Origin of the sequence: Psychrobacter sp. FME6, from assembly GCF_014861365.1 — a bacterium.
Classification (GTDB): domain Bacteria; phylum Pseudomonadota; class Gammaproteobacteria; order Pseudomonadales; family Moraxellaceae; genus Psychrobacter.
Window position 1 is genome coordinate 11,882 of record NZ_RRYW01000017.1, and the last position, 19,695, is coordinate 31,576.

Here is a 19,695-nt window from a genome sequence, read left to right on the forward strand (position 1 = left end):
CTATGAGTACAGAGATATGAGTACAAAATTATGGGTACAGAACTATGATTACAGTTGAAGCGCTCAAATCTGCCATAAAACAACGTATAGCAGCTTATCATCACAACGACTATCCGCTGCATAACAGACAAATCGATAGCTACGATTTATTAGCCAGTCGCAATCAAATTTTGGCAAAAGATATTATCTCGCCATTTGCTATACCGAGGCAGAATCTGTCGGCGATGGATGGTTATGCGATTGCTAGAAGTAGCGTGCTGTCAGCAGACTCGACCATCACTATCATCGGTGAGTCACAGGCAGGCAGCGCTTACACTGGCGACATCAAGTCAGGACAAGGGATTCGCGTCTTTACCGGTGCTATCGTACCTGATGGCTGTGATACCGTTATCATGCAAGAAAATACCAATTTTGCCGCGATAAAAGACACCCTTGATAAATCACAACCTTACTCCATCAGCCTGAGTCAAACCGCCAAATGTGATAATAATATTCGTAAAAAAGGCGAAGAAATCGAAGCGGGTGAAGTGGTTTTACGCCAAGGTAAGCGACTCAATCCTACTGATATTAGCTTACTGGCGAACTTAGGGTTTGATAGAGTTGATGTTTATCAGCCGTTAATCGTTGGTTTGCTAGCGACTGGTGATGAGCTGGTGGCAATTGGCCATACACTTGACAGCGTGGCGCAAATCTATAACTCTAATACCCCAACCCTTAAAACCCTATTGGCTGATTTGCCGATAGACATTCGCGATTATGGCATCATCGCTGATGACTTAGACAAGACCACTGCCGCGGTAACCGAAGCGATGCAAGCCTGTGATGTGGTTATTTCTACTGCTGGCGTATCGGTTGGTGACTATGATTTTTTAACCACCGCCATTGACCAACTTGGCAAAATCAATCACTATAAAGTGGCGATGAAACCGGGTAAACCTTTTGTATTTGGTGAGTTGACTCAAAACCTTACCAAGCCCGTATTATATTTTGGCCTACCAGGCAACCCACTATCCACTGTCGTTGGTACGCTACAATTTGTGCTGCCCGCCTTGTGGCAAATGACAGGCGCTGCGACACAAGAGCAACCGGTATCGTTGACAATCACCGCCACGCTTACGAATGAGGTTAAAAAATCAGCAGGGCGTACGGATTTTCAGAGAGGCGTTTTGTCACAAGATAAGTCAGGTGGCTTTTACGTCGAAAGCTTTAATAAGCAGCAGTCGCACCGTATCAAACAGCTTAGCCAGGCCAATTGCTTGATGGTATTGGCTCAAGACACTAGCAGTTTATCAGCTGGTGACAAAGTACACGTTCAACCATTCCCTTGGTTTTACCACTAATATCTGTTTTAATTAATAATCATGGTTATTAGCAAGCGCTTATCCAGTAGCTTCTTTTACTGAATCAACCCTAATTTTACTGAATCATCTCTAAGTCAGCTCAATACTACTTTGGTAGTAGGTTATAGCAGCGTTAGGGTTAATGATTATTTGCTGATAAACTGTCATAATACTAATATAAAACCTCCCACTCACAACCTGAGGCAACGCCTAAAAGTACACACTATAATCAATATTAATGGTAATCATCTATGAACCATCTTGTCCCCACCGTAGGCAATGCACAACTGTATTCGCCTACCACTGCACCCGCTATTTTTGATGGGCACAACGACGCCCCATCGAAAGTCACTATCTCGTCTACTCATTCCCCTGCTACGCTCTCGCAACCATTAACAGATGGTTTCGCACGACGTCTCACCTATCTACGGCTATCGATTACTGACTTCTGTAATTTTCGCTGTGAGTATTGCTTGCCAAATGGCTATCAAGGCAAACCACCACAAAATGAGCTGAGTGTCACTGAAATCGCTACTTTAATCCGTGGGTTTGCCCAAGTAGGGACAAAAAAGGTACGGATTACTGGTGGCGAACCTTCAATACGCCGTGATGTGGTCGAAATTATTAAGATCATTAAAAACACCGAAGGTATAGAAACCGTTGCCATGACCAGTAATGGCTATAAGCTTGGCAAGCACTTAGCCGATTGGCAAGCAGCTGGGCTTAACCAAATCAATATTAGTATGGACAGCTTTGATGCGGCCACTTTTCATAAAATGACTGGCTTTAATATGTTGCCGCAACTGCTGGCGGATATGGATCTGTTATTAGAAACCACCGATATTAAGCTAAAAATAAACAGCATCTTAATGGCGGAAACTGGCTTTGAAAACCTCATAAATGCCATCGACTATGTCAAAAACAGAGCGGTCACCTATCGGTTTATTGAATTTATGCAGACCAGTGACAACAGCGATTTGTTTTTTGCGCAGCACGCCCAGTCCGATATGATTACCAATTATTTGCTAGAAAATGGCTGGCAAACACACGAGCGCGGCAGTACCGATGGCCCAGCGATAGAATACAGCCACCCTGATTATCAAGGCCGTATCGGTATGATTGCCCCTTATGCCGCACATTTCTGTGACAGCTGTAATCGCCTGCGCGTCAGTAGCCAAGGCAAGGTGCATCTGTGTTTATTTGACCAAGGCAACTACGACATTCGAAAGCATTTGCAGCAAGACGATGTCGCAGGGCTGGTCAATACCTTACACAGCTTTATGCCAATCAAGCCTGAACACCATCACCTCCATGATTCTAATAGTGGCATGATGAATAACTTGTCGATGATTGGTGGCTAGGCCACTGCGTTTAGACTCGAGATTTTAGCGTAAAAAAATATTGCGAGATTTTAAAAACTGTCACATTTTAAAGATAGCTGTATTTGAAAAAAAACTATATTTAACACCCTAATTATTGAAACAATAGCCATTAAGGAACATCCATGTCCAAACCTGCTGCAGCATTTATCCCGCTTAATATTGCCATCTTAACCGTTTCTGATAGCCGTACGCTCGCAGAAGATACCTCGGGGCAGTATTTGGTCGATCAATTAATAGAGTCAGGTCATCAACTGGCAGACCGTCAGCTAATTATCGATGATATCTACAAAATTAGAGCGGTGATTAGTGGCTGGATTGCAGACCCCAATGTTCACGCGGTTATCACCACCGGCGGTACGGGCTTTTATATTAGAGATAGCATGCCAGAAGCCGTCAATGTATTGTTTGACAAATCAATTGATGGATTCGGTGAAATGTTCCGCTTAATCTCCAAAGATGATATCGGTATGTCAACGGTTCAATCGCGTGCGGTTGCAGGAATGGCAAATGGTACGGGTATATTTTGCTTACCCGGCTCATCTGGTGCTTGCCGTACGGGCTGGGAAGGCATCCTAAAAGAGCAGTTCGATAGCCGCACACGTCCCTGTAATTTTGTACCGCACTTTATGCAGATCAACCCAAGCCATGGTTAGTCGCAAATGATGAGTCGCCAATAACGGCCTCTTGCCTTCAAAAGATAGCGACGGCAATGCCTCGTGCATAAAGTGTCGATTATGAACCAATAACGGAGTTATCTATGAGTACTGTAGTAGAGAACCATACAGATGCCACGATGAATATCACTGTTTTATACTTCGCCAGCTTGGCTGATGAAGCCAACTGTCATGATGAAAAAGTTGAAGTTAAACAAACGACTTCACTGACTGAGTTGTATGAACAGCTGAGCCAAAAACATCGCTTTAGTCGTCCGCAATCTGAGCTGCGTGTAGCAGTGAATGACTACTTTGCCAAATGGACGGATGAGATTCATGACGGCGATAGCGTGGTTTTTATTACCCCAGTCGCAGGTGGTTAATATAGCTTGGACGTTTCATCCATATCATCGCAACGCTTGTTAAAATAATAGTTTGAGAAAATAAATGACAGACAATGTACACGGACAATCGATGAATATTAAGCGCAGCATCGATGAGGCTTACTCAATCGCTGAACGTGATGGCTTTGCGCTGCTAGATACTGACATCGACGAAAATCGACTCAAAAAAACCCTTGATGATGATAGCTGCGGGGCGTTTGTCTGCTTCGAGGGGCGCGTACGCAACCATAATAATGCCAGTAATGTAAATCGCTTAACCTATTATGGTTATGAAGACTTAGCAATCAATCAAGGCCGTGCCATTATCAAAGAAGCCAAGCAACGTTTTGAGATTACCCACGCAATTGCTATCCATCGTATTGGTGCTTTAGAGATTGGTGATGTGGCCATTTGGGTTGGGGTCGTTTCATCGCATCGCTACCCTGCTTTCGATGCCTGTCGCTGGATATTGGATACTATTAAGGCGGATATTCCTGTCTGGAAGCAAGAATACTACCAAGACGATTCTTCTAAATGGCTAAGTAATAATGGCTAAGTAACAATGGTTAAGAAAGATGGTGGAATAACAACTAAAATTAAAATATCTTAAAAAACGCTACGGTACTGCTGATATATTTTTTTCAGCCTCTGTCTGTGTAGGCACAGCAGGCCTGTTAAGTAAAAAACCTTCATTTCAGCACACAATAAGATCAGCCAAACGTATTGTTGATTGGCGAAAAACTGCCAGTCAACTATGAAGCTGTTTACTATAAAAAGATAATGTATTTTTACTAACTTTTGTTTTTTATTTTGAATTGAGAGTATAGAGTATAGAGTATGCAAGCAGAGCAATCAAATAATCGTCATAAACCAGCCAACCATTTATCTGACGTATCACCTTATTTAAAAGCATCAGATTTAAAAGTATCAAAATCTATCGTGACACTAGGCGCGTCTGCTTGTTTAGCATTGGCCCTAAGCGCCTGTAGTAAAGAAGCCAGCACTGATGAGACACAAGCAGCTGCTAATGATGCACCGCAAACCACACAGCCAGCTGAAAATATCCGTATTGCCGCGGCGGCCAACTTATCAGATGTGTTTCCGGAGATTATCGAGGGTTATAAAGCGGATAGAAATCTGCCAGATCAAGAGATTGAAGTTACTTTCGCCTCCTCAGGTAAACTCTATTCTCAAATCACTTCAGGTGCACCTTACGATGTATTCTTGGCTGCCAACCAATCCTACCCTGCTCAGTTAGCCGAGGAGATGTTCAAAGGTGAGGCTAATCGTACGCCCTTTACTTACACCCAAGGTCAGTTATCCATCTATAGTGCAACCAAACCAGTCGATGGGTTAAATCAGACCACTTTGACCGATTTGTTTAACAGCGATGACAAAACCAAGATAACCATTGCCAACCCTGATCTTGCTCCATACGGCGAGTCTGCAAAAACCTATCTCCAATCACAAGACCTCTATGATTCCTTAACCGCACAAAAACGCATCATTCAGGCCGAAAATATCGGTCAAGCGTTCCAGTATGCGCATACTGGCAGTGTCGATTATGGGTTTGTCGCCCATTCGCAAGTCACTGCCATCAAAGCGACGCCTGAGCAGTTTTATATCTTACCGCCAGAGTCTTATCCTGCTATTTTACAGGACGGCATGGTCATTACTGATGTCGCTAGCGCTGAAGATTTTGCTGACTATCTGCGCTCTCCTGCAGGGCAAGCCTATTTCTCTGAAGCTGGTTATTTAGCCGTTAAATAGCACCGCTGTTACTTATAAGCTGTCATTTATAAATGGGGCGCGTTGACAATGAAGTTTGAGCTGTCGTTGTCAGCGCGCCTCTATATAGTCGATTCCAAATAAAACAGATACATTATATTTTGATGCGGAACTGGTATAAATTTTTCTGGCGTGCTGTGCCTGCGCAGACAGAGGCTGCAAAAAATTCATTCCAGTCCCGCTGTATCGCTTTTATACTGAACTCACTATAGTATGATGCTAAGTAGAGTAAATAGCATGACACTATGAGCGATGCCTTATAAATAACGCCCTATCAGTAACGCATTAAATAAGAGGTAGATAAACAATAACGCTATGATATCTCAATCCCTTATTTTAGATATGCTGCTGCCAGTATGGGTCAGTATCAAGCTTGCTGCTATCACTACCCTATGCTTATTGTTACTTGGCACGCCATTGGCTTATTGGTTGGCCAAACCCAGTCGCGGTAATATCGTTGGTCGCATCAAAATACTGCTTATGGGCGTGATTGCCATGCCACTTGTCTTGCCGCCTACTGTCATTGGGTTTTATTTATTATTACTGCTCAGCCCAAATTTCGGTATTGGTAAATGGCTCGCTCAATACAACATCAGTGCCTTTACCTTTACCTTTGAGGGACTGGTCATCGGCTCTATTATCTACTCGCTGCCTTTTTACGTGCAGCCTGTCTACGCACAATTTTCACGCATCCCAGCCAGCGTCATGGAAGTGGCAAGCCTACTAGAACCCAACCGTCTAAGACGCTTTCTACGAGTGGCACTACCGCAAGCACGTATCGGCATTATCCTTGGTAGCTTAATCAGCTTTGCCCATACCATTGGTGAATTTGGTGTAGTACTGATGATTGGCGGTAGTATTTCAGGTGAGACCAAGGTCGTCTCGATTGCTATCTATGAGCAAGTAGAAGCGCTTAATTATGAGGCAGCTCATATGATGTCTGTCATTCTCATCATTATGGGCATGGTCATGGTGGCACTGATTGCTAGCTTTAATAAATCCAGCCACAACCCATAAACACAAGCTCAGCCTAAATAATACCCAGTCAATTCAATGACACGCCTTATTCACGAAACTGCTTAGCGATTCTCGTCTGAGCGTTTAATGCTGTCTGGGCTGGCCTCATAAATAGTGTCCAACTCTGCTTCTGTCAGACAGCTCTCAACGATGGGAAACAGCTCGCGTTCCTCAAAACGAATATGATCGTATAGCAATGTGGCCAGTTCCCTGACTTGGGTAACCGTGATAGGGTTGCTTTGAGACGACTCTGAGCTTTCACCTTCTTCCATCAGGGCATGTAGTGCTTTATGCTGCTCATCAAGGGTATTAAGTACTGAGGCTACTTCGGGTTTAGAGTCTTGATAAGGCCGTAACGCATCAACGATTAAGTTATCTTCAATCCGAAAGTGATGCTCCATCTCTTTAAGGTAACCCGTTATATTCAACCAATGCTTGCTGATTTCTGCTGGCTCATCTATGCATTCCTTAGCATGACGCGATAGATTTAACCCGAGGTGATGTTGACGGGATAATGGCTGTAATTGATTGGCGCGTTTCATAATTAATTACCTCATTGTATTTAGTTATAGTCGATTCACTTTAAAGCGATACAAAGAAAACCAGTGCAAATACTACATTTAACAAGCTAGCCCTTCATAAACCAGCCGTGGCATCAATGACCACCCTACCATCTTAATCGACATGATGGGTGAGCATTTCATCGATTAGGCCGTGCTAAAAAATTACTGGTTGTTATAGTCCTGTAATGATATCAGGGTCTAGGATACTGGGTAGATGTCATTCTCAATAAATTCAATTATAGTAAGCTTTTGACGATATTTTTAATAAAATTGAGGAATTTAATAATGAAAACACTAAGTTTATGTATATTAGCAGGACTGAGTTTAAGTGCTTGTGCTACTGGTAATGCCAATCAAAATGGCGCTACTAACAACGGTTCTAATAATGGCTCTAACAATACAGTCACTCAATACCCTGTTGAAGCAGCGATGCTGAATATTTACACCAAGGAGCGCAGTCAAAAGCTGGTGGGCACTATAGACGGTCAAAATGTATCTGCAGAAATTAAAGTCACACCCAAAGGGCCAATGGTGTTCAATAATAAAAAGGTACAAGGTGCCGAAATAAACACCATCAATAAATTAAACAATCAAATCACCGGTCAGTCAGTGGCTATCAATTACTTTACCAAAAATCCACTGATGTTTTACGGCTTTACCGACAGCTCAGGCGAGTATTCGTTAGCCACGCAAACCACGACGATACCGAAGATGGCGACCATTGGCGACTCTAGTAAACTACTCACTGAAAACACTTATAGCGATAGCAGTATGGCTAAAAAAATAGGCACCTATAACCAAGGCTGGTCTTTGCAGCGAGACAGCAACAATACTGCGTGGTTCTGTATCGGAACATCAGCCAATCTATTGCTCGATAACGACCCCGCTGGCTCATCAGAAGAATGCTATAAAATCAACGCTAAAGGTAATATTTTAAGCAGCAAAGTGACCATCAGCCAGCCGAGTAATAATGGCAATAGAAAAATGGTTTTTACCAGCCAATAACTTATTAAATGGCGATATCACAACTCGACGCTGACTTGAAAGCAATACTCATCTTTGATAGCGATGCTCATTTTACCGTTGTGAGCATCGACGATGGCTTTTACGATAGATAACCCCAAGCCAGTGCCTGAATGAAAGGTATTGGTTTTATCATGGCGATAAAAGCGCTCAAACAGCTTATCTGCTTCGCTTTGAGTCAATGGCGAATCCAACTGATTGCTGATGGTTACTTTTAAAGAAGACTGTTTTAAAGAAGACAGCTTTGAGGACTCAGCTTGCCTGCTTTTTCCATCAGTACTGTCAGTGGTAGTGCTATGAGCGCTATTATAAGTAAGGGTGTCAGCCTTGATAGATGCAGCTTCGATAACAATCACACTATCGCTTGCCGCGTAATAAACGGCATTTGATATCAAATTAGAAAACAGCCGTTGCAATAAGCTGTCATCGCCCAATACGGTATTAAATACGCCAATTTTCTCAAAATAAATACCGCGATCTTCCGCCATGAATTCATAATAAGCCATCAACTTAATCACAAGAGAGTCGATATCAACATCACTGAGCTGAGAACTATGCAGTCCTTTTTGCGTCTTTGCCAATAGCAGCATATTGTTAATCAAGCTCGATAACTGCTCGAGTGTGTCATGCTGATCATGCAGCTGCTCAACATATTCGCTGCGCTCTCTCGGCTTACTCAACATTACTTGGGTTTGGGTACTTAAGGTGGCAAGCGGCGTACGCAGCTCATGAGCAATATCATCTGAGAATCGCGATAAAGACTCAAAATTATGCTCAAGTTTGTCCATCATAGCGTTATAAGCGTCAGCAAGCGCGCGTAGCTCACTGGGCATCTCGCTGACAATGATACGATCGTCAAGTTGTTCGGCATTGATACGGGTCATCTTTTGTCTGATGGTCGCCAGCGGAGCAAAGCCTAAATGCACACTAAAGGCTGCGACAGAAACTAAAATAAAGGTAATGGCGATGAGTATAAAAATAAGCTGACGGTTAAAATGTAGCAGATACTGATGATGAACATCAATCGGTAAGGCAATAAGCGCCAAGCGTTCAGAATGTTTAATCACAATAGCGCGATAGTGACGATGATTCATTTTTAAATCAAACGGCTGGTCATGGTATTGCTGCCATAACGCTTTTACACGCTTATTACCCAGCTCGCTTATAAAAACGTTGGGATTGCTGGTGATGACTTTTCCCTGACTGTCAGTGATAAGGGTTTTTACCCCGTAGTCCAGTCCAGCGTTGGGTGGTTGCGGTGCAGGTGTGGATTGATTAAAGGCTGATGCTGCCCTCTCATCGTCGAGCAAGCGATCAGTCATTTGCTGACGTAGATTAAACGCAGCATGGGTTAAAATCTCTGAGTCCATTTGCTCAAAATGACTGTTTACCGAACGCTGAATCCAGAGATACAGGCAGATTTGAATAATGACGACGCAGAGCGTCAGCAACAATAGCGTCCGCCATAACAGCGATAAGCGGCCGTCTGTGATAATGGGTGTCATATTATTGGCCGTCTATCGGCTGGTATAGGCTAGGCTGAGCTAAATCGACGCTGCTTTCTATCACATCTAAGCGATAGCCCATCCCGCGTACGGTATGTATCAGCTTTACTTTATAATCATCATCGATCTTAATTCTTAACCGTCGAATCGCTACATCAATGACGTTGGTATCGCTATCAAAATTTATATCCCAAACTTGTGAGGCGATGACCGAGCGCGGTAGTACTTCACCTTGGCGCTCAAGTAAAAACTGTAATAATAAAAACTCTTTGGCGGTGAGTTTAATCGGCTGCTCATCTCTGTGTACGCTGCGTTTGGCAATGTCCATCGTTAAATCGGCAATTTGTAAAAGGTTACTACTATAATCTGCCTGATTGGCACGGCGTAGTAAGCTTTTTATTCTCACCAACAGCTCGGCAAAGGCAAAAGGCTTGGTAAGATAGTCATCACCGCCAAGCTCAATACCTTTGATACGATCACTTAAGTCATCTTTGGCAGTTAAAAATAAGATTGGCGTGTGCTTGCCAGCAGCGCGGTAATTGCGTACCAATTCAAAACCACTGATATCTGGCAACATCACATCCATGACCACGACATTAAAATCTTCGCTCATTAACGCATGGTAGCCGCTCAGCCCCGTGGTTTGATGCTCAACCATAAAGCCCGCTTCACTCAGACCTTTTTTTATATAATCACCAAGCGATAATTCATCTTCGACCAATAATATTTTCATAGCAGGCGCGACACTAATGGGTTGGGTTAATACTATCAATAATAGGGGAATGATAGAGGATTGCTAGCAATATTCCTATGCTAAGACTGCAACATGACAAAATTGTCATCTTCGCGTCATGTTGTTGTCAGAGTCGTTGTATTAAGCTGTTCGTTATCTTAATGTATTAACGATACTATTAGTTGCTGTAGAAAACACATGAGTGAGCTTTATGAAAACCTTTAAAACTGAGACTAGCCCTATGTCTAATAGCCAGCCTTCTAAGCTATTGCGCAGTACACTTATATTATTTGCCGCCTCATCACTGTTTGCTTGCGGTCAAGCCAACACTAGCGCCTCTGAGCCTAATGTCTCAAAAGTTGAAAGTTCTACCGTTGCAACGTCTAACACTACTAATCCAAACGCTACAAATGCAGCACTAATGACAACGCCTGCCAGCAATCCAGACCTACTAAAAAACGTCTCAGCAACTGTTTATAAAGATGCCAACTGCGGCTGCTGTAAAGATTGGATCAGCCATGCAGAAGATAACGGTCTAAGCACCACGGCGCACGATGTTGCAGATTTGGCATTATTCAAAGAGCGTTACGGCGTGCCAAATGACATGCGCTCTTGCCATACTGCGGTCACCACCGATGGTTACGTCTTCGAAGGTCACGTACCAGCGAAATATGTGGCGCAGTTTTTGGAAAATCCGCCCGTACAAGCGCTTGGACTTGCGGTACCGGGCATGCCTATGGGTAGCCCAGGTATGGAATATCAAAATAAGTTTGACCCGTATCAGATTATGCAGCTTAATAAAGACGGTACAAGTGAAGTCTACGCGGATATCAGCTCTGTTCAACAGCAATTATAATTTGTATTATCGATATTGAACCCATTTATAGAGGCAACCCTATGAATAACTCTGATCAACAAGAGATGAATCATAAAGAAAGCATGAACCCTTATATTAAGTTCACTCTGATGATTTTGACCTCTACTGTTGTGATGTACATCATGATGTATTTCAATACCTACCAGTGGGATCACGTTTATTTTAGTGAAACCAGAGCTTATATGGCGCTGTACATGGGCGCTGGTATGGCAGTCATTATGCTGGCATTTATGAGTAACATGTATAAAAAGACTAAGCTGAATTTACTGGTTTATGGGCTAAGTGTGGTGATGTTTGCCGTTGGCATTTGGGGCGTTAGATCCCAAGCAACCGTCGATCAAGTCGATTGGATGCAAGCGATGATACCGCATCATTCCATTGCTATTTTGACCAGCTCAAGAGCAGATATCGAAGACCCCCGAGTGCGACAACTGGCGGATGATATTATTGAAGCGCAAAAGCGTGAAATTGGTGAGATGCAAGCGCTGATCGAAGAATTAAAGTAAGTTTTTAACTTATAAGCGGTTATAGATTTATAAACAGTCACTTTTAGACAAAGGCTTTCAAACGAATAAAGCGATTGAAGCAATTATAATTAAGGATATACCATGAAAACTCATTACAAATCAGGCTTTTCCATTCTGGCCGCTAGTGTCAGTGCCGCACTATTACTAAGTGCCTGTCAGCCAACCAATGACAATGCTAACGATACTGTCGACCCTGCCGCAGAAGGCGTCACCACCGTTGAAACCACTGCAAATGACACTAACACTGTTGACCCACACACTGAGCATGACATGAGTGCAGATGGTATGGCAATGGATGACGAGCCAATGAGCGATATGCACAAAGACTATACCGATTCCATGACCACCATGCACGATGAGATGATGAAAGGTATGACTTATAATGACCCTGATGCGGCATTTGCTCAAGGCATGCTTGGTCATCATATCGGTGCAGTAGATATGGCAGAGATTGAGCTAAAATACGGCACAGACGATGAAATGCGCAAGCTGGCTCAAGAAATCATTGATGCCCAGAAATCTGAGATTGAGCAGATGAAAGACTGGCTCGCTAATAACCCTGACGCGGCAGAACCAACGGCTGATACGGCGGCGATGCAACAAGCCTATGCCGATGGAATGGATGCGATGCACGGCGAGATGATGGCAGGTATCGCAGACCCAGTACCAGATATGGCCTTTGCTCGTGGTATGCTTCCGCACCATGTTGGCGCAGTAGATATGGCAGAAACTCAGCTTAAATATGGTAAAAATCCTGAAATGCTTAAGCTGGCTCAAGAGATTATCGACGCACAGCAGCCAGAGATTGAGCAAATGCAAAGCTGGATTAATGCAAATAAAGGCTAACTATGTTTTGAGTATGATTTAGCAAGCAGGTTTTAACAAAGATAACTTAGACAACTTAGCAAGATTTGGGTGGTACAGAACTTGGCGGCACAGAATACGTACCGACCACATGTGCCACCAAATCGCTCGAGCCTTCTGAATATAGAGAAACCTCGCCAACGATAAGCGTGCGTCCGACTTTCATCAACGTGCAGTCAGCGATAATACGTGCTTCTGCTGAGGGTTTACGTAGAAAATTAATATTTAAGCTCGTCGTCACTGTCAATGGAACAATGCCAATCTTGCTAAGTATCGCCACATAGAGGGCCACATCAGCGATACTCATCATCACAGGCCCAGAAACGGTGCCACCAGGACGCAATTCATCGACACCAATATCGTGCGATAGAGTCGCACCACTATCATCCACTGCCTCGATTACGTATTTATTCTGTGGAAACTCTAACGCCATAAAGGCGATAATTTCTTCTTTAGTGGCAGACATATACCCTCCTTTTAAGTAAAACTCAGATAACTTTCATTTTTACATAGATTTCATTTTTACTCCGCCCCACGTTACTAGGCCAACGCCCAAGGCTATCAGTGAAGCACCTAAAAACAGACCTTCGGGTGGCGCTTCCCCTTGTAAAAAAATAGCGACTGGCACACCAACCACTGCACCGACTGAGCCTAATAAACTCAATAATACGGGACCGCCCGTCTTTTGTAGTAGAAATAACAATGAAAACTGCCCCGCAAATACGCCTGACTGTACGGCAATTAGACCCAAGGTCAGCCCTTCAAGCGGCATAGTGACTGAGAAATTAGGCAGCATACCAAGTGTAAGCAATAATAGCGAAGCGGCAAGCAGCATACCTGGTGCGAGTGCACTAGGAGAAGCCTTATTAGGCCAGCGCAATGTGCGATATATATTACCAATAGCCAGCAGCACGGGCCCGAAAAGTGCTATCAAAATCCAAAAAATACTGGCATCTGGTGCTGAAAACTTACGCGCTGCCAATACCCCTGCCCCAATAAGCGCAGCGGCCACGCCCAAAGCACGGATAATATTAAATCGCTCCATGCGTAGCGTTAAGGCACCAAGATACGTCAGCAATGGCGGTAGCGAAATAATAAGGGCGACGAAACCTGCGCCAACATGCGGAATGGCTGAGAACAACAGAAAATTGGAACCAGCAACACTAATGAGCGCGGCGACAAAATAATACTCAAAGCTACGTGCATTTAAAGGTGGTAGCTCTTGTTTAATAAAGGCAACGACCAATAAAATAATCCCTGCGCCCGTTATAGACCAAAAGAGAAAAGCCAGTGCGGTAATACCTATCTCGCCAGCATACTTTGCCAAATTGGTAGAGATACCAGTCAAACTTCCGCCAACAAGCAGGCACGCGAACGGGATAAGCCACGTGCTCTGTTGCCGAGATAGCTGCTGTTTTGGCGCGTCAGTGTCAGTCATCGATAATCCTATTGGGTGAAAATTTCGATGACGATAACAATATCGATGGCAAATCAGCCAAATCTTGTACTGCCGTAGCTGCATACAAGCCACTTAAATCACCACCAGCAATTACAACAGGGACATCTTGCATAGAGATTGACTCCTACCTAATTGAGATTATTCAGCCAATAATTTAGCAAGCAGCTCGTCTATCTCAACCTTAAACTCTTTGTCTTCAATCTTATTGGCCGTAATTTTGGCATTTTGCAGACTGTTAATCGCGGTGTCTTTTTCACCCATTTCCAGCTGTAACACCGCCATCGAAAAGGCAATCGATGACATATGATCTTTCGAACTCATCGCCGTGGCTTTTGCTAATGCCTTTTCATAAATAACCAATGCGCCTTCCAAATCCTCGGTGAAGTCTGCGAGCGTTTCCCACTGCTCTGGATGGTCTTTATCGGTGTTTTCATTATCAGTACAGATGGCTTTTAGCTCAGCATAAAGTGCATCGAATGCTTCTTGGTTGCCTCTACGGTCGGCTTCGAGTAAATCTTCCGCTAAGGTATAAATTGCTTTATATATCTTGGTATTAATCATTATTTTCTCTATTTTTAGTTAGGACATGACATCTGAGCAAGCTTATCATGCCTAGCTGTCAGTATTAATTTTTTAATTTAAGCGTCTATCAAAATATCTCATTTCAACCCATGGATAATCCAAATCACAACAATCACGCAAGCTCACGCCAATGCAACCACAAACGCGTATCTAGCTCGACTTGATGATAATCAGGCTGCATATGACAACATAATTGATAAAAAGCCTTGTTGTGCTCATGCTCTTTAAAATGTGCCAACTCATGCACGACAATCATACGTAAAAACTCAGGTGGCGCTTCTTTGAATAAGCTAGCGACAGTGATGCTATTATGCGACTTGAGCTTGCTGCCCTGTACACGAGATTGGGTGGTATGAATGCCCAGCGCATGCTTGAGGACTTTAAGTTTACTGCTATAGCTGACATTTGATAACGGGCCAATTTTACGCATCGATTGGTTTTTGATCTCATTGATATACTGATACAGCGCTTTGTCACTCTGAACCTGGTGCTGATTGGGGTACTTTTTTTCTATATATTCTCCCAGCTTGCCTTCACTAATTAATAGCGCGGCTTGGGTTTGGATTTGCTCAGAATAATGAGCGATATACTTGAGTGTGGTCACAAATTTATCCTTTGCTGATACTTTAAAACGTCCGAGCTTTATACAATCAATCTCATATAAAAGCATGACGGTTTTTAACTGTATACGAGGCTGATAAATTTTTCTTCAGCCTCGCTATAATACCTTCAAAATAAACCAATGATATACTTTACCCTATCTCTGCTTATTTTATGGTTAATAAAAAACCCACAAGCTGCATCCAGCTTATGGGCTTATCTTCAAAAATATATTTACTCAGGGTTATTAATTAACGCTCCAAATGCAGATACTGCATATGACGTTCGTACTGATGCAAGATATCGACCAGTACTTGCTCTTTGGTATAGCCAACCAAATCATACTCTTGTGAGCCATCGCTTAAGAACACTTCAGCGCGATAATAAAACTCGGCATGCTTCGTTGAGGTATTAAGGGTAAAGTTCGGACGCTCGGCTTTGATTAAATTAACCTCATAAACAAAATCGTCCTCATCACCATGTCCCACGCGCAAACTTAGACCATCTATTTGACCGCTATTGTCATCCGAACCGTCATCTATATCTTGCCCGATATGTGCCAAATTACGAATATCTAGAGCGGTTTTTAGACCACCAGCTTTAAGCTCATTTTCAACTTCAGTCATGGCAGGTCTAACAATATTTTGCAAAAACCGTTCAACTTGCGTATGGCTTGGGAAGCTGACAATACGTTGCAAGCGCGCTTTCCAGCCCTTACCACTATCCAATACATTGGCCGTACCAACCGTACTGGCTTTACGTTTATTGCCCTCTTCTTTTAACGAGCGCCACATCGACACCATGTAGAGCAAGAGGATAAGCGAGAATGGCAAACCGGCAATGACAGAGACTGACTGCAATGAAGCAAAGCCACCGGCAAACAGCAAACCTAAGGTAATAAGACCCGTTGCTGCTGCCCAAAACAGGCGCAACCAAACTGGCGCATCGGTATCATTGGTCATGCCTCTTGAGCTCAAGTTCGCTAATACTAACGCGCCCGAATCCGCTGAAGTTACAAAAAACACTAAACCAATAACCACACCAGCAAATGACAAAATATCACTGTAGGGAAAGTACTCAAACAGGGCAAACATGCCCATCGCTGCATCATTAACCGCAATCTCACCAAGCTCAGTAGCACCATTGGCAACCAAATCTATCGCGGAATTACCAAAGATAGAGAACCAAGCAAAGATGAAACCAAGTGGGATAAACATCACCCCAAAGACAAACTCACGCAAGGTACGGCCACGGCTAATACGAGCGATAAACAAGCCTACAAACGGTGCCCAAGCCACCCACCATGCCCAGAAAAATATCGTCCAGCCTGATTTCCAATCAGCACCAGCAGTACCATCATAAGCGTACACATCAAAGGTTTTATAAACGATGGTTTGAAAATACTGGCCAATACTTTGAGTAAAGGTATTCAATAGATAAATCGTATTACCCATCACTAATATTGCCAGTAATAACAATACTGAAGACAGCATGTTAAATTCAGAAAGACGGCGTACACCTCTTTCCACACCGGTCATGGCAGAAATGGCCGCAGCAGCGACGACCCCTACAATGATGAGCGTCTGAACCATTTTACTCGATTCGATACCGAATACATGTGACAGTCCAGCATTGGCCTGTAATACACCAATCCCCAAACTCGTGGCAATCCCCATCAAAGTACAAACCACGCCAAAGGTATCAATGCCATCGCCAAGCCAGCCTTTGATTAAACGCTCACCAAATATCGGCGTCAACGGCGAACGTAGTGCCAATGGCATATTTTTACGATAAGCAAAGTAAGCCAGCGCCATGCCGATGAGTGCGTAAATACCCCAACCATGTAGCCCCCAATGCAAGAAAGTTTGCGATAGCGCTTCTCGCATGGCCTCGGCACTGGCAGGCTCTAACCCAGTATGTGGCGTTAGATAATGCATCAACGGCTCAGAAGCACCAAAGAATAACAAATCAATGCCAATACCTGCTGAAAACAGCATGGCAGCCCAGGTTAAAAAAGGAAACTGGGCTTTTTCATGGTCTTGACCAAGTTTGATATCGCCATATTTCGACAGACCAACGAATAATGCAAAGATACTATAAGCGGCAACCACCAGCATGTAATACCAGCCAAAACTCTCTGACACCCAAGCCATACCAGCGCTAAGCAGGTTTTCGCTATAATCTGGAAACGCGATCGTCCAGACTATCAATAAAATAGAAATAATAGCTGAGCCTAAAAATACAGTTTTATTTAGACCCAGAGGTTTCGTCGCATCTTCTGCAGGCGAACTGTGCATAAAAGACCTCAATAAGTAAATTGAACACTACGTGGTATTGCTTTGTCCGTTATGACTTTATTGCCGCATGACGCACAAAGCAGTACCAATAAATAAAAACATGGTAAAAAAACCACTCTCTAAATGGCAAAATAAATAATAGGCAAATGCTGCCGTAGGATTATTTATGACACTAATTGCTTAGCGCTGATGAAAAAGACCTTTACGTGGAAAGGCCTTTTTGATGAGATTCGCTTATATGATTATTGAATAAATGGCTTATCGGTCGCTTAGACAGCAGCGCTATAGACGCGCATCGGCTCGGCTCTGAGCGGTGCGCCATTGGCGACATAATAATCCACGGTTGAACGTGGCAACTGCTTACCTTTCATCTTATCGACGATTTTTTCTGCCAGCATAATGGTAGTAGCGTTGAGGTTGCCACTGATGATATTTGGCATAATCGACGCATCGACGACGCGCAAACCATCGATACCATGCACTAACCCTTCACCATTGACTACCGAATCATTACCCTCGCCCATCGGACAGGTACAAGAAGGATGATAAGCCGTCTCACTATTATTACGGACGTATTCATCTAATTGCGCATCGGTCACCAAATCATCGGTTGGCGAGATAGCACGACCACGATAAGGATCGAGCGCAGGCTGATGCATAATCTCGCGGGTAATACGCATCGCCGCACGGAACTCGTGCCAGTCTTGATCGTGAGACATATAGTTAAATAAAATACTCGGATGCGCACTTGGGTCTTTCGAAGTCAGCTTGACGCGACCACGACTTGGCGAGCGTAATGAGCCGACATGCGCTTGGAAGCTATGTGATTTCACCGCACTGCGACCGTCATAACGCACCGCTAATGGCAAGAAATGATATTGGATATTAGGATGGGTGAACTTCTCATCGGTTCGAATAAAGCCACCACCTTCAAACTGATTGGAGGCACCCAGTCCTGTGCCATTGAATAACCATTCCGCACCAATCGCTGGTTTATTCCACCATTTATTGGCAGGTGCAATCGAAACAGGCAGCTTACATTCATACTGCATATACAGCTCTAAATGATCTTGCAGGTTATTACCGACGCCTGGTAAGTCAAGTATCTCATTTACACCTAAGTCTTTGAGCCATTGGCCAGGACCTATGCCTGAGCGCTGTAACAGTTGCGGCGAGGCAATCGCGCCCGATGAAACAATGACTTCACGAGATGCATGGAAGTTTTTGGTTTGACCTTGATGCTCTACTTTGACGCCAACAGCACGCTTGCCATCGAATAAAATCACATCGGTCAAGGCACCCGTCAAAATGGTGATATTGCTACGCGGTTTGGCACGGTCAAGATAACCGCGAGCTGTTGAAGCACGGCGCCCATTAGGGGTGACGAACCTATCCATTGGCCCAAAGCCTTCTTGCTGATAGCCGTTTAGGTCTTCGGTGCTTGGATAGCCTGCTTGTACGCCCGCTTCAATCATGGCTTGAAACAGTGGATTAACCCCTGGTTTGGAAGTAGTCATCTCAACCGGACCACCGACGCCATGATAGTCATTCTCGCCCGCGTCACAGTTCTCTAACTTTTTAAAGTAGGGTAAGCAGTCCGAATACGTCCAATCTTCCAGACCTTTAATTTTAGCCCAGTCATCAAAATCCAAGGCGTTACCACGGATATAGCACATGCCATTAATCAACGATGAACCACCGAGCCCTTTACCGCGTCCGCAGTCCATAACGCGGTTATTCATATACGGCTCGGGATCGGTTTTATAGCCCCAGTTATAAGTGGTTCCTTGTAAAGGCATGGCAAGCGCCGCTGGCATTTGGGTACGAAAGTCTAGTCGATGGTCTGGACGACCCGCCTCTAACAGCAACACCTTAATGTTGGCATCTTCGGTTAAGCGCGTAGCAAGTACATTGCCTGCTGAACCGGCACCGACGATGATATAGTCGTACTCAGGTGTAGTGGATGTCATAAAACGCTCCGTAATATTAAAAAATCCATCATTCCATATACGTAAGGCTGTGCTAAAAGGACACATTATTCCTAATATAGTTGATTCACTTTAAAACCGATACGAGTGCTACTGGAGTAAATTTTTCGCAGC

The 19,695-nt window shown here is 43.8% G+C and carries 21 protein-coding genes; 11 read left to right on the forward strand and 10 right to left on the reverse strand.

The annotated features are described in order from the left end of the window. The first annotated feature begins 44 nt into the window (after positions 1-44). The 7 genes from glp (at position 45) to modB (ending at position 6,563) form a co-directional block, all read left to right on the forward strand. On the forward strand, positions 45-1,340 hold the full coding sequence (gene glp / locus EI162_RS04070) for a gephyrin-like molybdotransferase Glp (protein ID WP_192523153.1): 1,296 nt from the start codon (positions 45-47) through the stop codon (positions 1,338-1,340). Positions 1,341-1,591: 251 nt separating this feature from the next. Next, a complete protein-coding gene (moaA, locus tag EI162_RS04075; protein ID WP_192523154.1) occupies positions 1,592-2,701 on the forward strand; it encodes a GTP 3',8-cyclase MoaA in 1,110 nt (369 codons plus the stop codon). Positions 2,702-2,844: 143 nt separating this feature from the next. Continuing rightward, complete coding sequence (gene moaB, locus EI162_RS04080; RefSeq protein WP_192523155.1) at positions 2,845-3,375, forward strand: molybdenum cofactor biosynthesis protein B; 531 nt, start codon at positions 2,845-2,847, stop codon at positions 3,373-3,375. 104 nt (positions 3,376-3,479) lie between these two features. Next, positions 3,480-3,758 carry a MoaD/ThiS family protein gene (locus EI162_RS04085; protein ID WP_192523156.1) on the forward strand — a complete coding sequence of 93 codons (279 nt, stop codon included), beginning with the start codon at positions 3,480-3,482 and terminating at the stop codon, positions 3,756-3,758. Positions 3,759-3,822: 64 nt separating this feature from the next. Continuing rightward, positions 3,823-4,314, forward strand: coding sequence for a molybdenum cofactor biosynthesis protein MoaE (locus EI162_RS04090; protein ID WP_192523157.1), 492 nt, complete (start codon positions 3,823-3,825; stop codon positions 4,312-4,314). Between the two features lie 281 nt (positions 4,315-4,595). Next, a complete protein-coding gene (gene modA / locus EI162_RS04095) occupies positions 4,596-5,528 on the forward strand; it encodes a molybdate ABC transporter substrate-binding protein (RefSeq protein WP_192523158.1) in 933 nt (310 codons plus the stop codon). A gap of 333 nt (positions 5,529-5,861) precedes the next feature. Further along, positions 5,862-6,563 carry a molybdate ABC transporter permease subunit gene (gene modB / locus EI162_RS04100; protein ID WP_192523159.1) on the forward strand — a complete coding sequence of 234 codons (702 nt, stop codon included), beginning with the start codon at positions 5,862-5,864 and terminating at the stop codon, positions 6,561-6,563. A 62-nt stretch (positions 6,564-6,625) separates the two neighbouring features. On the opposite strand, the gene EI162_RS04105 is transcribed toward modB, so the two are convergent. Then, positions 6,626-7,105: a hemerythrin domain-containing protein gene (locus tag EI162_RS04105; protein ID WP_192523160.1), complete on the reverse strand. Its 480-nt coding sequence runs from the start codon at positions 7,103-7,105 to the stop codon at positions 6,626-6,628. Positions 7,106-7,411: 306 nt separating this feature from the next. Between EI162_RS04105 and EI162_RS04110 the strand changes: the two genes are divergently transcribed. Further along, positions 7,412-8,131 carry a hypothetical protein gene (locus EI162_RS04110; protein ID WP_192523161.1) on the forward strand — a complete coding sequence of 240 codons (720 nt, stop codon included), beginning with the start codon at positions 7,412-7,414 and terminating at the stop codon, positions 8,129-8,131. Positions 8,132-8,148: 17 nt separating this feature from the next. Here EI162_RS04110 and EI162_RS04115 read toward each other — a convergent pair whose 3' ends face one another. Both EI162_RS04115 and EI162_RS04120 read right to left on the reverse strand, forming a co-directional pair. Continuing rightward, positions 8,149-9,654: an ATP-binding protein gene (locus EI162_RS04115; RefSeq protein WP_192523162.1), complete on the reverse strand. Its 1,506-nt coding sequence runs from the start codon at positions 9,652-9,654 to the stop codon at positions 8,149-8,151. A 1-nt stretch (position 9,655) separates the two neighbouring features. Continuing rightward, positions 9,656-10,387 carry a heavy metal response regulator transcription factor gene (locus EI162_RS04120; RefSeq protein WP_192523163.1) on the reverse strand — a complete coding sequence of 244 codons (732 nt, stop codon included), beginning with the start codon at positions 10,385-10,387 and terminating at the stop codon, positions 9,656-9,658. 211 nt (positions 10,388-10,598) lie between these two features. Between EI162_RS04120 and EI162_RS04125 the strand changes: the two genes are divergently transcribed. From EI162_RS04125 to EI162_RS04135, 3 genes are all read left to right on the forward strand, one after another. After that, positions 10,599-11,243, forward strand: coding sequence for a DUF411 domain-containing protein (locus tag EI162_RS04125; RefSeq protein ID WP_192523164.1), 645 nt, complete (start codon positions 10,599-10,601; stop codon positions 11,241-11,243). 41 nt (positions 11,244-11,284) lie between these two features. After that, positions 11,285-11,770 (forward strand): DUF305 domain-containing protein, encoded by a 486-nt coding sequence (locus EI162_RS04130; RefSeq protein ID WP_192523165.1) that lies wholly within the window; start codon positions 11,285-11,287, stop codon positions 11,768-11,770. A 102-nt stretch (positions 11,771-11,872) separates the two neighbouring features. After that, entirely contained in the window at positions 11,873-12,637 is a 765-nt protein-coding gene (locus EI162_RS04135; RefSeq protein WP_192523166.1) for a DUF305 domain-containing protein, read from the forward strand. A gap of 55 nt (positions 12,638-12,692) precedes the next feature. On the opposite strand, the gene EI162_RS04140 is transcribed toward EI162_RS04135, so the two are convergent. From EI162_RS04140 to betA, 7 genes are all read right to left on the reverse strand, one after another. Further along, the gene (locus EI162_RS04140) at positions 12,693-13,121 is read right to left on the reverse strand and encodes a PaaI family thioesterase (RefSeq protein ID WP_192523167.1); all 429 of its coding nucleotides are present in this window, start codon (positions 13,119-13,121) and stop codon (positions 12,693-12,695) included. A gap of 39 nt (positions 13,122-13,160) precedes the next feature. After that, positions 13,161-14,093, reverse strand: coding sequence for a DMT family transporter (locus EI162_RS04145; protein WP_192523168.1), 933 nt, complete (start codon positions 14,091-14,093; stop codon positions 13,161-13,163). Next, complete coding sequence (locus tag EI162_RS04150; protein WP_192523169.1) at positions 14,086-14,226, reverse strand: hypothetical protein; 141 nt, start codon at positions 14,224-14,226, stop codon at positions 14,086-14,088. The genes EI162_RS04145 and EI162_RS04150 overlap by 8 nt, the downstream gene beginning before the upstream one ends. 26 nt (positions 14,227-14,252) lie before the next feature. Next, positions 14,253-14,675 carry a tetratricopeptide repeat protein gene (locus EI162_RS04155; protein WP_192523170.1) on the reverse strand — a complete coding sequence of 141 codons (423 nt, stop codon included), beginning with the start codon at positions 14,673-14,675 and terminating at the stop codon, positions 14,253-14,255. A 133-nt stretch (positions 14,676-14,808) separates the two neighbouring features. Then, positions 14,809-15,300 carry a M48 family metallopeptidase gene (locus EI162_RS04160; protein WP_192523171.1) on the reverse strand — a complete coding sequence of 164 codons (492 nt, stop codon included), beginning with the start codon at positions 15,298-15,300 and terminating at the stop codon, positions 14,809-14,811. 247 nt (positions 15,301-15,547) lie between these two features. Next, positions 15,548-17,593, reverse strand: a complete 2,046-nt coding sequence (gene betT / locus EI162_RS04165) for a choline BCCT transporter BetT (RefSeq protein WP_192523172.1) — start codon at positions 17,591-17,593, stop codon at positions 15,548-15,550. A gap of 269 nt (positions 17,594-17,862) precedes the next feature. Beyond that, on the reverse strand, positions 17,863-19,563 hold the full coding sequence (gene betA, locus EI162_RS04170; RefSeq protein WP_192523173.1) for a choline dehydrogenase: 1,701 nt from the start codon (positions 19,561-19,563) through the stop codon (positions 17,863-17,865). Between the last annotated feature and the right edge of the window lie 132 nt (positions 19,564-19,695).

Excerpts from the sequence above, each read along its gene's own strand:
- glp (WP_192523153.1), top strand. The coding sequence starts at position 45 with ATGATTACAGTTGAAGCGCTCAAATCTGCCATAAAACAACGTATAGCA.
- moaA (WP_192523154.1), top strand. The coding sequence starts at position 1,592 with ATGAACCATCTTGTCCCCACCGTAGGCAATGCACAACTGTATTCGCCT.
- moaB (WP_192523155.1), top strand. The coding sequence starts at position 2,845 with ATGTCCAAACCTGCTGCAGCATTTATCCCGCTTAATATTGCCATCTTA.
- EI162_RS04085 (WP_192523156.1), top strand. The coding sequence starts at position 3,480 with ATGAGTACTGTAGTAGAGAACCATACAGATGCCACGATGAATATCACT.
- EI162_RS04090 (WP_192523157.1), top strand. The coding sequence starts at position 3,823 with ATGACAGACAATGTACACGGACAATCGATGAATATTAAGCGCAGCATC.
- modA (WP_192523158.1), top strand. The coding sequence starts at position 4,596 with ATGCAAGCAGAGCAATCAAATAATCGTCATAAACCAGCCAACCATTTA.
- modB (WP_192523159.1), top strand. The coding sequence starts at position 5,862 with ATGATATCTCAATCCCTTATTTTAGATATGCTGCTGCCAGTATGGGTC.
- EI162_RS04105 (WP_192523160.1), bottom strand. The coding sequence starts at position 7,105 with ATGAAACGCGCCAATCAATTACAGCCATTATCCCGTCAACATCACCTC.
- EI162_RS04110 (WP_192523161.1), top strand. The coding sequence starts at position 7,412 with ATGAAAACACTAAGTTTATGTATATTAGCAGGACTGAGTTTAAGTGCT.
- EI162_RS04115 (WP_192523162.1), bottom strand. The coding sequence starts at position 9,654 with ATGACACCCATTATCACAGACGGCCGCTTATCGCTGTTATGGCGGACG.
- EI162_RS04120 (WP_192523163.1), bottom strand. The coding sequence starts at position 10,387 with ATGAAAATATTATTGGTCGAAGATGAATTATCGCTTGGTGATTATATA.
- EI162_RS04125 (WP_192523164.1), top strand. The coding sequence starts at position 10,599 with ATGAAAACCTTTAAAACTGAGACTAGCCCTATGTCTAATAGCCAGCCT.
- EI162_RS04130 (WP_192523165.1), top strand. The coding sequence starts at position 11,285 with ATGAATAACTCTGATCAACAAGAGATGAATCATAAAGAAAGCATGAAC.
- EI162_RS04135 (WP_192523166.1), top strand. The coding sequence starts at position 11,873 with ATGAAAACTCATTACAAATCAGGCTTTTCCATTCTGGCCGCTAGTGTC.
- EI162_RS04140 (WP_192523167.1), bottom strand. The coding sequence starts at position 13,121 with ATGTCTGCCACTAAAGAAGAAATTATCGCCTTTATGGCGTTAGAGTTT.
- EI162_RS04145 (WP_192523168.1), bottom strand. The coding sequence starts at position 14,093 with ATGACTGACACTGACGCGCCAAAACAGCAGCTATCTCGGCAACAGAGC.
- EI162_RS04150 (WP_192523169.1), bottom strand. The coding sequence starts at position 14,226 with ATGCAAGATGTCCCTGTTGTAATTGCTGGTGGTGATTTAAGTGGCTTG.
- EI162_RS04155 (WP_192523170.1), bottom strand. The coding sequence starts at position 14,675 with ATGATTAATACCAAGATATATAAAGCAATTTATACCTTAGCGGAAGAT.
- betT (WP_192523172.1), bottom strand. The coding sequence starts at position 17,593 with ATGCACAGTTCGCCTGCAGAAGATGCGACGAAACCTCTGGGTCTAAAT.
- betA (WP_192523173.1), bottom strand. The coding sequence starts at position 19,563 with ATGACATCCACTACACCTGAGTACGACTATATCATCGTCGGTGCCGGT.